The following is a 13,456-nucleotide window of genomic DNA, read 5'->3' as shown; positions in this document are numbered from 1 at the left end:
ACCCGGCACGTGCCCGGCGGCGGCCCGGGACCGGCGGCGGTCCGGGACCGTCCCGGGCCGTCAACGGCGTTGCCGGAAGGGCTGGTTGGCGTTCAGGACCGCATGGCGTACACGATCAGGTTGTCCACCGGGTGGCCCTGGGCGTCGAAGGCGCCGTCGCAGGTGATCAGCCGCAGCACCCGGCCGTCGGTGCGGCCGTAGACCCGTTCCGTGGGGAAGGCCTGTTTGCTCGCCGTCTCGCGGCCGGTGACCTTGAAGTGGATGTCCGTTCCGCGGGCGTCGCGGACGACGATGTAGGCGCCCCGGGCGATCTTCTTCAACCGGTAGAAGACGGCACGCCCGTTGCGGGTCTCGTTGTGGCCGATCAGTACGGCGGGGCCGCGCGCGCCCGGCACCGGGCCGCCGGTGTACCAGCCGGTCGTCATGCCCTTGTCGGCGGGCGGCACTTCCACCGTGCCGTCGGCGTTGAGGCCCAGCCGCATCACGGGGCTGTTCACACCGAGCGAGGGGATGGACAGGTTCACCGGGTCGGCGGGCTCGGCGTCGCTCGCCCTGCTCGTGCCGCTGTCGGTGGAGGGGGCCTGCGACGCGGGCCCGGTGCGGGGCGAGTCGGCGCCCGCGGCCGTGTCGGGACGGGAGGCGGACGCGGTGCCGGCGGGGGCGGAACAGCCGGTCACGGCGACCAGCACGGTGACGCCCAGCGCGGCGCAGGCGTGCGCGACAGCGTGCCTGCGGGGCCTGGCGGTGCGGTGACTGCGGGTGGTGGCACGGGACATGACGAAGGGCTCCTGAAAAGGCCGACGGCCGGCGGGACGCGGCCCCGCGCAGGGGCGCCGTCCGCACCGGCCGTCGGATGCGGGGTGGGTCAGCCGTCGTGGCGGGCGGCGGTCCGGCGGCGGATCACCAGGGTTCCGGCGCCGACGAGCAGCAGCGCCGCTCCGGCGGCGGTGCCCACGACCGCGGTCGTGCTGCCGGCGGCCCCGGTGCCGGGCTCCTCACCGGCGGCCACGCCGCCACGGGGTGCGGCCACCTTCGGCTCGGCGGCCTCCTGCGGCGCGGCTGCCTTCCTGGCGGCGCCCGGCTCGCTCACGGCGGGCCGGTCGCCCGCGGCGACGCCGCCGCGCGGCGCCTTGACGCCGGGGGCGGCGGGCGCCGGTGCCGCGGAGGGCTCGCCCGGGGCCGGGGTGGGCGCCTTGGTGGGCGGCTCGGCGGACGGGGCCGGGGTGGGGGCTTCCGTCCGCTCGGTGGCCGGGGCCGGCTTCGGGCTGCTGTCGGCGAAGGCGGCGGTGGCCGGGAGGCAGACGGCGCCCGCCGTGACCGCGGCGAGCACCGCGTGGCGCAGGGGGTTCCTGAGGGACTTCAACGACATAAGCAAGAGCTCCGTTCCTGTTCGGCCTCGACGGCGGCGCGGGTACGGGGGCGTGCCCGCGCCGCGAGGCATGCCCCAGGCTGGCGCGAACTTGTGAGGAAGCTGTCAGGACGTCGTTGTCATCGGATCAGGCTTGTACGGGGCCGGGTCCGGTGCCGGTGCCGGGCTGTGCTGCTCCTCGCGCGCCCGCTCACCGGCCGCGGCCGGTGGCGAGGCGCTCGGCAGGCGCAGGGTGAACACCGAACCCAGGCCGAGTGTGCTGGTCGCGTACGCCGTGCCGCCGTGCGCCTCGGTGAGTTTGCGTACGATCGCGAGCCCGAGCCCGCTGCCGCCGGTGCGCCGGCTGCGGGACTTCTCGGCGCGCCAGAACCGGTCGAAGACGTGCGGCAGGTCCTCGGGTGCGATGCCGACGCCGGTGTCGGCGACCTCGACGAGGACGGCGTCCCCGGACGCCGTGCCCCGGGCGCGCAGGCTGACCCGGCCGCCCGCCGGGGTGTGGCGGACCGCGTTGGAGACGAGGTTGCCGACGGCCTGACGCAGCCGGACCGGGTCGGCGTGCAGGCCCGGCAGGGGGCGGTCCCGCGGTGGTGCGCCGACGGTCAGGGCGACGCCCGCCGTCTCCGCGTGCGTCTGGTGGGCGGCGGCGACCTGGGCGAGCAGTTCGGCCACCCGTACCGGTTCCCGGTGCAGCCGCAGCGCCCCGGCGTCGGCCTGGGCGAGGTCCTGGAGGTCGCCGACGATGTGCTGGAGCTGGACCGCCTCCTCGTGCAGGGAGGCGATGAGGGCGGGGTCGGCGTCGGCCACCCCGTCCTGCACCGCCTCCAGCCAGCCGCGGATGTTGCTCAGCGGGGTGCGCAGTTCGTGCGCGACATCGCTGACCATGGCCTTGCGCTGGGCCTCCAGCCGGGAGCGGTGCGCCGACATGTCGTTGAACGTGGCGGCGAGCCGGCCGATCTCGTTGTCCGCGCCCACCCGCACCGGTGTGGTGTCCGCGCCGTCGCGCATCCGCTGGGCGGCGCTCGTCAGTGCCTGGAGGGGGCGTACCAGCCGGACGCCGGCCAGCACCGAGGCGCCGACGGTGAGGGCCAGGACGAGCGCGGCGGTGCCGGCGATCTTGGCGGTGTTGGCGGGCGAGAGGTCGAAGCCGGGCACGGTGGCGGCGCCGGTGTCGCCGATGAACAGCAGCGCGGGCGACGCGACGTAGGAGCCGAGCTGCTCGCGGCGGGCGGTGCCGACGCAGGAGGCGATGGCCCGGTCTCCCTCGGCGTCGCCCTGGGCGACCCTGGGCACGCCGTCGCGCGGGGCTTCGGAGGGCACCGGCGCGGCGGGGGCGGCGGTCGGCGGGATCTTGAAGGCGGAGCCCCAGGAGAGGTCGAGGTTGAGCCGGACGGGGGCCCGGCCCTGCCGTTTGAGGCACGCGTCGGCGAGCTGGTTGAGGGCGTCGAGCGCCTTGCGTTCGGTGGGGGTGGGGGCGTCCAGGGAGTCGGTCGCGCACTCGGAGCCCTGGAGCCGGTCGGGGTCGTTGCCGACCATCTGGATCCTGGGCCGTCCGCTGGGGCTCGCGACGACGTCCGAGGCGATTCCCGACCGGCCCAGGCAGGTGACCAGCCGGTCGGCGATGCTGCGCAGTTCCCCCAGTTCCTTGGCGGGCAGCCGGAAGGGGCCCACCGCGCGCGGGTCCACCCGGTCCGCGGAGGTGCCGGCGCTGCCGGAGCTCTCGGCCGCCAGCGCGGTGTCCACGGACAGCGGGTCGACGACCGCCGAGGCCTGGGCGGGCAGGGCGGTCGCGGTTTCCGCGGTGGCGGAGTCGGCGAGCGGGACGCGGGTCTCGGTGGTCAGCGTGATCCGCCGGCCCGACTGTTCGGCCAGCTCGCGTACGGTCGGCCCGACGCCGTCCCAGGTGCGGTGGGCCGCCGCGTAGCCGAGCAGGCCGTGGTAGATGCGGGCGTCGGCGGTCAGGTTCTGTCCCTGCTCCTGCCGGATGGCGCCCGACGTCGTCTGTACGGCGAGCCAGGCGGTGGCGGCCACCGAGCAGGCCGCCACCAGCGCGGACACGGCCAGCAGCCGGCCCAGCACGCTCTTGCGCAGCGGCAGTCGCGACCGCTTCCCGGACGCCGCGGATTTCTCGGCGGCCCCGTCCCGGGGGTTCCTACGAGGACGCACGGGGAGCCGCCTTCGCCGGGTCGGTCAGTTTGTAGCCGACGCCGAAGACGGTGAGCAGCCGGACCGGTCTGCGCGGGGCCGGTTCGATCTTCTTGCGGAGGTTCATCACATGGACGTCGACGGTCCGGTCGCTGATGTACCGGTCGAAGCCGTGGAGTTCGGCGAGGAGCTGCTGGCGGGAGAAGACCCGGTCGGGTTCGGCGGCGAGCGCGCCGAGGACCCGGAACTCCCCCGGTGTGCACTCGACGGTCCGGCCGTCCACGGACACCAGGTGCCGTACCGGGTCGACGCTCAGCCCGCCGACCCGCAGCACGCCGTCCGCGGCGGGAGCCTCGCCCGGGGTGCGCCGGGTGCGGCGCAGCAGGGTGCGTATGCGGGCCATCAGTTCGCGCGGGCTGTAGGGCTTGGTGACGTAGTCGTCCGCGCCGAGGTCGAGGCCGAGCAGCAGGTCGTCCTCGGTGGAGCGGGCGGTGAGCATCAGCACCGGCACTTCCCGCTGTTCGGCGCGGAGGATGCGCACCACGTCCAGGCCGTCGGCGCGCGGCATCATCACGTCCAGGACGAGGAGGTCCGGCTCCTGCTGCCGGACCGCCTCCAGCGTCGCGAGACCGTCGCCGACGGCGGTCACGGCATGTCCTTCACGTTCCAGATAGCGGCGAAGCAGTTCGGCCTGCTTCTCGTCGTCCTCGGCGATGATCACATGGGCACACACGCCAGCGATCGTATAAGGGCTACTTGCCGTCGTCCCCGCCGAGCAGGTCGAACTCCGCCAGGAGCTGGCCGACCTCGGTCGACTCCAGCTTCCGCAGCAGCCGCCGGCGGACGAACTCGGGTCCCGGCAGGCTCAGTTCCGCGCCGTCGCGCAGATGGCTCGTGGCCGTCAGCAGCGCCCGGACGTCGTAGGTGGAGTTGAAGACCTCGGGCACCCCGCGCTCGATGCCGAGCAGTTGGTAGGCCGCTTCCATGCCGGTGCGCACGGAGTACTCGGTGGTGAAGATGGTGTCCCTGGTCGTCTCGGCGAACTGTCCGATGAAGGCGAAGTTCACCGCGCCCTCCGGCACCACCCGGGGGCGGTCGCCGGCCCGACGGGGCAGGAAGAACGACGTGACGTACGGCATCATCACCGGCACGCAGCGGGCCGCGTTCGCCGCGAGGTCGCCGATCTCCTCCTCGGGCACGCCCAGGTGGTACAGCCATTCCCGCGTGATCTCCTCGCCCGTGCACTCCTGCATCGGCTTGCGGACGTAGTCGCCGGGGCGGTCGACGAACAGCGAGTACACCCAGACGACGATCTGGTCGTCCGGCTGCTGCTTGAAGTGCGGCTGGCGGTTGACGGTCCAGCTCAGCAGCCAGCTGGAGTCCCTGGCGGTGACGATGCCGCCGGTGACCACCCGGCCGCTGAACGGGTCCCGCTTGGCGATCTTCTGGATGTAGCGGGGGATGCGCGGGTCGAGGGTGGTGACGGTCGCCGACTCCCACTTGCTCGCGGGAATGTTGCCGCAGAACACCTCGGGGTGCCCGAAGGACGGGTCCTTCGCGGCGATCCGCCGCCACAGGTCCCAGGCGGGGGCGGGGCCCTCGTCGAGCCGGGCCGGGGTGTGCTGGTCGCCCTCGTCGGAGTTCTCGGTCAGCGAGCCGATGGTGGTGAGGACCAGGTCGTCCTCGCCGAGGTCGACGCCGCCCTCCTGCCCGTCGGCGAGCCAGTGGATGCGGGTCGCCCGCTTGTGTCCGGGGGTGAGGTCGAAGTCGATGTCGGTGACCTCGGTCTCGAAGCGGAAGGTCACGCCCTGGTCCATCAGCCAGCGGGTGAGCGGCAGGACCATCGACTCGTACTGGTTGTACTTGGTGAACTTCAGCGCGGAGAGGTCCGGCAGCCCGCCGACGTGGTGCACGAACCGGTGCACGTACAGCTTCATCTCCAGGGCGCCGTGCCACTCCTCGAAGGCGAACATGGTGCGCCAGTACAGCCAGAAGTTGCTGTCGAGGAAGTCCCGGCCGAACACCTCGTCGATGCGCTTGCCCTCCAGTTCCTCGCGGGTGGCGAGGAAGACCCTGACGAGTTCCTTCTGGGCGCGGTCGTTGAGGGCGAACAGTCCGTCGGTGCCCGCGTCCTGCCCCCGGCGTTCGGTGACGCGCTGCAGCGAGCGGTTCGGGTCGTCCTTGTTGAGCCAGTAGAACTCGTCCAGTACGGAGGCGTCGGGGATCTCCAGCGAGGGGACCGAGCGGAAGAGGTCCCACAGGCACTCCATGTGGTCCTCCAGTTCACGCCCGCCGCGGATGACGAAGCCCTTCTTCGGCTCCTTGATCCCGTCGAGGGCGCCGCCGGCCAGTTTCAGCCGCTCCAGGATCGTGATCCGCTCGCCGGGCACCTGGCCGTCCCGTACGAGGAAGGCGGCCCCGGCCAGTGAGGCGAGCCCGGCCCCGACGAACCACGCGCTCTTGCGGTCGGCGCCTTCCGGCTTGCGCGGCCGTGCGAACGCTTCGTAGTTCCCACTGCTGTAGTACAACGCCCGCTCCTCCGTCGCCGGGTGCGTGTCCGCTGCTCCCGTGGACTGCGGGGCAGCACGCAGAGACCTACCAAGAGTGGGACATTTTCTGCGATTCCGCCTGCCAGGTACGGCCTGTGGCCACCGGGAGGCGGCACTTGTCACCCGTCCTGCCCGGCCCTCGGCCTGCCGGGAGCTGGGCGCCGCCGGTGGGCCCTGGCAGCATGGCCGGGTGCTGAGGGACGGGGTGCTGATGCGGCGGTTGCGGTCGCCACGCGGGGTCGACGCGGTACTGACCGTGGGGCTCGCCGTGAGCGGATGTCTGGCGGGGTGGTTCCTGCGGCCGGCCCCCTGGCCCGCCTTCGACGGCTGGGCGATCGTCCTCACCTGGGCCATCGCCCTGCCCCTGCTGTGGCAGCGCGCCGCACCCCTGGCGGCCCTGCTGGCTTGCTGCGGCGGGCTGGCGGTGTACCTGGCCTGCGGTTACCAGCCCTCGCTGAACTTCTGGGTGCCGCCGATCGCGCTCACCGGACTGGCCACCCGGGGCAGCCGCCCGAAGGTCGTCGCGGGCGCGCTCGCCACGGCCGCGGTGCTGGTGCACAGCGGCGTCGCGGCACACGTGCACCCGGTGGTGGTGGCCGTCCAGGCGGCCGTCGTCCCCCCGGTGGCGCTCGCCTTCGGGCGCACCCAGCGCGCGCTCGCCCGGCGCAACGACGAACTGCGCGCGATCACCCTCGAACTGGCCCGGCACCAGGAGCGCGAGACGGCCCTCGCGGTCGCCGACGAGCGGCTGCACATCGCCCGCGAGCTGCACGACACCATCTCCCAGCACATGGCCGTCATCACGCTCCAGACCGGGGTCGCCCAGTACCTCTTCACCGCCGATCCGCCCACCGCGCACAACGCCCTGTCCACGGCCGCGGACGCCGGGCGGGCCGCGCTCGACGAGCTGCGCCGGCTGCTGCTGGTGCTGCGGGCCGACGCGTCCGACGAGTCGGCGCCGGACCCGGCCGGGACACCCTCCCCGCTCGCCCGCATCCCCGAGTACGCGCACCGGCTGGAGGCGTCCGGGCTGCGCGTCGAGCTGCGCACCACGGGCACCGCCAGGCCGCTCCACCCGGGTCTTGAGCTCTGTGTGCTGCGCGTGGTCCAGGAGGCCCTGACCAATGTCGTCAAGCACTCGCCCGCCGACCGTGCCCAGGTGACCCTCGACTTCGGCGGCAGTCACCTCCAGGTCGACGTGATCGACCCGGGCGGTGAGGGAAAACCGGCCATATCCGCCCCCGGCTCCGGCTCCGGCTTGCCCGGCATGAGGGAGCGCGCCAAGATCTGGAACGGCTCCCTGGTCACGGGGCCACGCGAACAGGGGGGATTCGCCGTGCAGTTGCGCGTCCCCCTCCAGGAGCGGCCCTCGTCATCGGCATCCGTATGACACCGCACGGCACAACGGAGGTCATACGATGCCGGGCGTTCTCGTCGTGGACGACCAGCACCTGATCAGGGCCGGTCTGCTCGCGCTGCTGCGCACCGACCCCGCCCTCTCCCCGGTCACCGAGGCCGCGGACGGTCCCGGCGCGATCGAGGCGGCCCGCACGGGGCGGCCGGATCTCGTCCTGATGGACATCAAGATGCCGGAGATGAGCGGCCTCACGGCGGCCGAGCACATCCTGGCCCTGCCGCTGGACCCGGCTCCCCGGGTGGTGGTGCTGACCACCTTCGACGAGGACGAGTTCGTGTACGCGGCCCTGCGCATCGGCTGCAGCGGCTTCCTGCTCAAGGACACCCCGCCCGCGCAGCTGCTGGCCGCCGTCACCGCGACCCTCTCCGGCGACGTGCTGGTGGCCCCGCACCGGGTGCGCAGGCTGGTCGAGCAGCGGGTGGCCACCGTCAGCAGACGGACGGGTGATCCGGCGATGCTGGGGGCGCTGACGGAGCGGGAGACGGAGGTGCTGCGGCTCGTCGGCCAGGGCCGGTCCAACGAGGAGATCTCCGGGACGGTCTGCATCTCGGAGGCCACCGTCAAGACGCACCTCCACCGGGTGATGAGCAAGCTGGACCTGCGCAGCCGTGCCCAGGCCGTGGTCTTCGCGTACGAGTCGGGGCTGGTGGTGGCGGGAGGCGGGCACCCCTCCCCGTGACGTCCGGAGCCGCCCCCTCGTGACGTCCAGCGCTCGCCGGGCGGACCCGACGCTCCGCCCGGGGGCCGGGTCGACCGGCCCCAAGTCCCGTGATAGGCAGGGAGGATGACCACCCTCAACGGCTCCCTCACCGATGTTCCCGGGCTGCGCGTCGGGCACGCCCACCGCACCGGTGACGGTTTCCTGACCGGTACCACCGTCGTGCTCGCCCCCGAGGGCGGCGCGGTCACCGCGGTCGACGTACGCGGCGGCGGCCCCGGCACCCGGGAGACCGACGCCCTCGATCCGCGCAACCTGGTGCAGCGCATCGAGGCGGTCGTGCTGACCGGTGGCAGCGCGTACGGGCTCGACTCCGCGTCCGGTGTGATGGCGTGGCTGGAGGAGCAGGGTCGGGGCGTGTCGCTGGGGTCGCGGGACCGGGTCGTCCCCGTGGTGCCCGCTGCCGCCGTCTTCGACCTCGGCCGCGGCGGCGACTGGCGGGCCCGCCCGGACGCCTCGACGGGCCGGGCGGCGGTGGAGGCCGCGGCGGCGACCGGGCCGGGCTCCCCCGTCGAGGAGGGCAACGTGGGCGCGGGCACGGGCGCGCTCGTCGGGAGGCTGCGCGGCGGCGTCGGCACCGCCTCCACGGTGCTCGGCTCGGGGATCACGGTGGGCGCCCTGGTCGTCGCCAACGCGGCGGGCTCGGCCGTGGATCCGTCGACCGGCGCACTGTACGGGGACTTCTTCGCGGAGCGCGGCCCGGTGGCCTACCCGGCGGCCGAGGTGCACGAGGCGGCGGGCAAACGGCTCGCGCAGGCCGCCGCCGCGAACGGCCCGGCCCCGCTCAACACCACCCTCGCGGTCGTCGCCACGGACGCGGACCTGACCCGGGCCCAGGCCCAGAAGATGGCGGGCACCGCCCACGACGGCATCGCGCGCGCCGTGCGGCCGGTGCACCTGCTGAACGACGGCGACACCGTCTTCGCCGTGGCCACGGGTGCCAGGGCCCTCGACGCCGCGAACCCGCTCGCCCTCAACGAGATCCTCGCGGCGGGTGCCGACCTGGTGACCCGGGCGATCGTGAGGGCCGTACGCGCGGCCGAGTCCGTGCACGGTCCCGGCGGCACGCATCTGTCCTACCGCGACCTCTACGGCCCGGACACCGGGGCGGGCCCCTCGGCCCTCTGACGCGTCGCGGCGGGGGCGGCACCGCTCCGGGGCGGGGCCGCGCGCCAGCGGATTCGTGCGCCCGGTCGTAGGGTGTCAGGGCGGAATACCTCCCACCGTTCCCCGGCACGACACGGCACGGCACCGCGCCTCGCAGCACCGCACCGGACCCGGCCGGGCCCGACACCGCACGGAGCCACGATGGCCGCCGCTTCCCCCCGCTCCCCCTCCGGCGTCCGGCTGCGCCGCGTCTACGACGCGCCGGAGCCGCAGGACGGCTACCGCGTGCTCGTCGACCGGCTGTGGCCGCGCGGCGAGTCCAAGGAGAAGGCGCGGCTCGACGAGTGGCTGAAGGACGTCACCCCGTCGACGGAGCTGAGGCGCTGGTTCCACGGGCCGGAGGGTTCCTTCGAGGAGTTCCGGCACCGCTACGAGGCGGAACTGCGGCAGCCCGCCGCGGCACGGGCCCTGGAGCACCTGCGCGATCTGGCCGGGCGCGGCCCCCTCACCCTGCTGACCGCCGCCAAGGACCCGGAGCACGCGCACACGGCCGTACTGCGCGAGGCGATGGAAGCGGCGGCGGACGCCGGGAGCGAGGCAAACGACGGCTGAGGCCCGGCCCGCAGCCTCCTCCGGCCACGCTCCCCCGCCGTCCGGGGCGCCGTCCGCCGGCCTTCTCAGCAGCCCGCGCCGGGAAACGCCAGCCGTGCCGAGCGGGCCCACGGCCCCGCACCCAGTTCCGGTCGCAGGGCCGCGCATCCGCCGAGGTACTTGGTGAAGTCCGTGGCCCGTACGCCGAACCGGTGCAGCACCCGTTCCGCCTCCGTGCGGTGCTTGCGCGTCTTCATCGCCACCAGCACCAGCCCGCTGTCCGCGCGTACCGTCCGGCCGCTGTGCGGGTCGTGCGCCACGAGCCCGGCGTCGCAGGTCACCCGCTGCCCGTCGGCGACGAGGGTGGCCCGCTGGTAGTCGGCGACCAGGGCGGGGCGCAGGTCGCCGAACTGCTCGATGTCGTACGGCCCGCCGAGGACGCGGGCGAGCAGGCCGCGCTGGGCCGGGTCGAGAACGTGGTCGTCGCCCGCGAGACGGCGGCGGTGCTTGACCGTTTCGCCCCGCCGGTTGCGCAGCTCTATCTCGAACTGCCGCTCCCCGGTGTCCTGGTAGCGCAGCTCCCGGATCTTGTAGCGGACCGGCCGGTCCTGCCGGTGGGCGTGGTAGGTGCGCAGGTCGGTGGTGTCGTAGTGGGTGGAGCGGTAGGAGAACCAGCGGCGTCCGTTCAACGACAGTGCGCGGAAGGGCCCTTCGGGCCGCCGGGTGTCCGTGAGCAGGGCGGCGAAGTCCTCGAAGACGTCGACGGGCACGAGGTAGTTGCGGTCGCGGCGCACCAACAGCTGGGCGCTGCGGTCGAGTTCGCTCAGCGAGAGCGGGCGGGCGGCGAGTGCGGCGCGCCCGATGGCGCGTACGGCGGGGATCACGCGATCTCCTGGGTTGCGGGCTGTGGTCTTCGTCGTACAGGGACACCCTGCCCGCAAGAGGGGTGCAAACACCACACATCCCCTACAGAATTTCGCTTACCGGAATCTTCTTTCCGGAATTTCCGCACTTCCCCTGATCTTGATCTTCATCGGGGCGGGGGCGGTCCCGCCGGCCCCCGCCACGCCGTCACCACTGCCGCTGGACGGTGCCCTTCGCGCCGGTCACCAGGGTCGCCGGGGGCACGTCGTCGGCGACGACAGCACCGGCGGCGATCACCGAGTCACGGCCGATGCTGACACCGGGCAGGATCGTCGCGCCGGCGCCGATCCACACGTTCTCCGCCACGTCGATGGGCGCCCCGGTGAGGTAGTGCCGCCGCTCCTCGGGGTCGACGGGGTGGCCGCTGGTGATGAACGTGACCTTCGGGCCGACCATCACGCGCTCGGCGAGCCGGATGCCCGCGTAGTCGAGGAACGTGCAGTTCTGGTTGATGAAGACGCGCTCGGCGAGGTCGAGCCGCAGACCGTGGTCGGTGTAGAAGGGCGGGTAGATCGTGACCCGCGACGGCAGCGGCTTGCCGAGGATCTGCGCGAACAGCTCCGCCTTGCCCGCCTCGTCCTCGAAGGGCAGCACGTTCAGGCGCGAGGTCAGTTCGGTGACCCGAAGGACCCGATCCGCCATGGCCCGGAACTCTTCACTGTGAATACGCATCAGACGGTCGCTGGACAAGCCGCGGTCCTCCCTGGGGTTCGCCGGTACGCGCCGGCGAGCCGGCCGGGCATCCCGCCCGACGCCTCCCCCCACCGGCGCACCGGCCCATCCTAGGTTCGGCCGACCGGGCGGCCGGCCACACCCCCCCACCTCTCCTCCCGGGCCTCGACCGCCGCCGCACGTCCGCCACTTCGGCCAGTCCCCGCAGACACCTGTCCGAATATCGGACGCCCGCTCCACTCCTCGCATGATCGCCCCATACTGTGACCGCACGCGTCTCACATAGCGAACAGGCATGACCATGAACCGGACAACTCCCGCGGGTACGGCACTGGCCGACCCCCCGCCGTCGCACAGCCCCGCCGAAGCCGACTCGCCCAGCGGCCTCTCCCAGGGGCTCAAGCAGCGGCACCTTTCGATGATCGCCCTCGGCGGAGTCATCGGCGCGGGCCTCTTCGTGGGTTCGGGAGCGGGCATCGCCGCGGCGGGTCCCGCGGTGGTGCTGCTGTTCGCGGCCGCGGGCGCGGTCGTCATGCTGCTGATGCGGATGCTGGGCGAGATGTCCGCCGCGCGGCCCGCCACCGGTTCGTTCTCGGTGCACGCCGAGCGGGAGCTGGGCGCGTGGGCCGGAGCCACCTCCGGGTGGACGTACTGGACCATGCTGTGCTGCGGTGTGGCCGCCGAGGCGACGGCGGCGGGCGAGATCATGCACGGCTGGGTGCCGTTCCTGCCCGCCTACGGGTGGGTCGCCGTCTTCATGGTCTTCTTCTGCCTCAGCAACCTCGCGGCGGTGCGCAACTTCGGCGAGTTCGAGTTCTGCTTCTCGGCCCTGAAGGTGGCCGCGATCTGCGCGTTCCTGGTCCTCGGCGTGCTGGGCATCTGCGGGGTGTTCGGCGAGGCGCCGGGCACCTCGAACCTCACCGGTGAGGGCGGCTTCTTCCCGACCGGTACGACCGGGCTGATCGCGGGGCTGCTGACCGCGGTGTTCGCGTACGGCGGTCTGGAGACCGTCACCATCGCCGCCGCCGAGTCCGACGACCCGCGCGCCAACGTGGCCCGCGCCGTGCGCACCGCCGTGTGGCGGATCGCCCTGTTCTACGTCGGCTCGATGGCCCTGGTCGTCGTCCTGGTGCCGTGGAACGACCCGCGGGTGGCGGCCGACGGCCCGTACGTCACGGTCCTGGACCGGCTGGGCATCCCCGCCGCAGGCACGATCATGCAGGTCGTCATCCTGATCGCGCTGCTCTCCGCGATGAACGCCAACATCTACGGCTCCTCGCGGATGGCGTACTCGCTGGTCTCGCGCGGCCTGGGCCCGCGCTTCCTGGGCGGGGTGCGCGGCGGGGTGCCGATGGCCGCGGTCGTCGCCTCCTGCTGCTTCGGCTTCTTCGCCGTGTTCGCCGGGATCTGGTGGCCGGACACCGTCTTCACCTGGCTGATGAACACCACGGGCGTCGCCGTCCTGGTGGGCTGGGTCTTCATCTGCGTCACCCAGCTGAGGATGCGGCGCAGGCTGGAGCTGGAGGCGCCCGAGCTGCTGACCGTCCGGATGTGGGGCTTCCCGTACCTGACGTGGGCCGCGCTGGTGGCGATCTGCGGAGTCTTCGTGGCGATGGCCACGACACCGGGCGGACGCGACCAGCTGTACGTCTCGGCGGTCATGGTGGCCGCGCTGGCGCTCGGCGGCTGGGCGAAGCAGCGCAGGGACGCGACGCGGCAGCCGGTGGGCTGACCGCACGGCTCGGCTCCGCGGTTCGACGGCGCCGGTCACTCGGGCTTCTCAGCCCCGGGTGGCCGGCGTCGGCGTTTCCCCTCGGACGGTGCCCGAAGTCCCGCCTCCGGAAGGGGCCGCCGAGCCCAAGGTCCCGGGCCCCGGCGGGCCGAACGTCCTACGTAACAGAACGTCCCTGACAGGTACGGCCCACCGTTACGAAACAAACAAATCGCCGCAATAACGGGCATTTAGC

12 protein-coding genes are annotated in these 13,456 nt (G+C 73.4%); 5 read left to right on the top strand and 7 right to left on the bottom strand.

What is annotated here, in order from left to right; translation table 11 throughout:
* Nucleotides 1-92: 92 nt before the first annotated feature.
* The 5 genes from ACFYVL_RS31305 to ACFYVL_RS31285 form a co-directional block, all read right to left on the bottom strand.
* The gene (locus ACFYVL_RS31305; RefSeq protein WP_389250835.1) at nt 93-776 is read right to left on the bottom strand and encodes a class F sortase; all 684 of its coding nucleotides are present in this window, start codon (nt 774-776) and stop codon (nt 93-95) included.
* A gap of 89 nt (nt 777-865) precedes the next feature.
* Nucleotides 866-1,369 carry a hypothetical protein gene (locus ACFYVL_RS31300; protein WP_389250833.1) on the bottom strand — a complete coding sequence of 168 codons (504 nt, stop codon included), beginning with the start codon at nt 1,367-1,369 and terminating at the stop codon, nt 866-868.
* A 105-nt stretch (nt 1,370-1,474) separates the two neighbouring features.
* A complete protein-coding gene (locus ACFYVL_RS31295; RefSeq protein ID WP_389250831.1) occupies nt 1,475-3,532 on the bottom strand; it encodes a sensor histidine kinase in 2,058 nt (685 codons plus the stop codon).
* On the bottom strand, nt 3,519-4,244 hold the full coding sequence (locus tag ACFYVL_RS31290; protein WP_389250829.1) for a response regulator transcription factor: 726 nt from the start codon (nt 4,242-4,244) through the stop codon (nt 3,519-3,521). The genes ACFYVL_RS31295 and ACFYVL_RS31290 overlap by 14 nt, the downstream gene beginning before the upstream one ends.
* Before the next feature lie 19 nt (nt 4,245-4,263).
* Nucleotides 4,264-6,039 (bottom strand): oleate hydratase, encoded by a 1,776-nt coding sequence (locus ACFYVL_RS31285; protein WP_389250827.1) that lies wholly within the window; start codon nt 6,037-6,039, stop codon nt 4,264-4,266.
* A gap of 211 nt (nt 6,040-6,250) precedes the next feature.
* On the opposite strand from ACFYVL_RS31285, the gene ACFYVL_RS31280 reads away from it, so the two are divergent.
* The 4 genes from ACFYVL_RS31280 to ACFYVL_RS31265 all read left to right on the top strand — a co-directional run bounded on the left by ACFYVL_RS31280 (nt 6,251) and on the right by ACFYVL_RS31265 (nt 9,914).
* Nucleotides 6,251-7,450, top strand: coding sequence for a sensor histidine kinase (locus ACFYVL_RS31280; protein WP_389250825.1), 1,200 nt, complete (start codon nt 6,251-6,253; stop codon nt 7,448-7,450).
* A 28-nt stretch (nt 7,451-7,478) separates the two neighbouring features.
* Nucleotides 7,479-8,156, top strand: coding sequence for a response regulator (locus tag ACFYVL_RS31275; RefSeq protein WP_389250823.1), 678 nt, complete (start codon nt 7,479-7,481; stop codon nt 8,154-8,156).
* 105 nt (nt 8,157-8,261) lie between these two features.
* Nucleotides 8,262-9,323 (top strand): P1 family peptidase, encoded by a 1,062-nt coding sequence (locus tag ACFYVL_RS31270; RefSeq protein WP_389250821.1) that lies wholly within the window; start codon nt 8,262-8,264, stop codon nt 9,321-9,323.
* A gap of 180 nt (nt 9,324-9,503) precedes the next feature.
* The gene (locus tag ACFYVL_RS31265; protein WP_389250819.1) at nt 9,504-9,914 is read left to right on the top strand and encodes a DUF488 domain-containing protein; all 411 of its coding nucleotides are present in this window, start codon (nt 9,504-9,506) and stop codon (nt 9,912-9,914) included.
* Between the two features lie 65 nt (nt 9,915-9,979).
* Here the strand turns inward: ACFYVL_RS31265 and ACFYVL_RS31260 are convergent, their stop codons facing one another.
* Both ACFYVL_RS31260 and ACFYVL_RS31255 read right to left on the bottom strand, forming a co-directional pair.
* A complete protein-coding gene (locus ACFYVL_RS31260; protein WP_389250817.1) occupies nt 9,980-10,777 on the bottom strand; it encodes a VTC domain-containing protein in 798 nt (265 codons plus the stop codon).
* Nucleotides 10,778-10,964: 187 nt separating this feature from the next.
* Entirely contained in the window at nt 10,965-11,507 is a 543-nt protein-coding gene (locus tag ACFYVL_RS31255) for a sugar O-acetyltransferase (protein WP_389250815.1), read from the bottom strand.
* Between the two features lie 277 nt (nt 11,508-11,784).
* Between ACFYVL_RS31255 and ACFYVL_RS31250 the strand changes: the two genes are divergently transcribed.
* Nucleotides 11,785-13,221, top strand: coding sequence for an amino acid permease (locus ACFYVL_RS31250; protein WP_389250813.1), 1,437 nt, complete (start codon nt 11,785-11,787; stop codon nt 13,219-13,221).
* Nucleotides 13,222-13,456 lie beyond the last annotated feature (235 nt).

It is taken from the genome of Streptomyces sp. NPDC004111 (assembly GCF_042874215.1).
Taxonomy (GTDB): Bacteria; Actinomycetota; Actinomycetes; order Streptomycetales; family Streptomycetaceae; genus Streptomyces.
The sequence above is the reverse complement of the archived record's forward strand: the minus strand, read 5'-3'. Positions and strand labels throughout refer to the sequence as shown.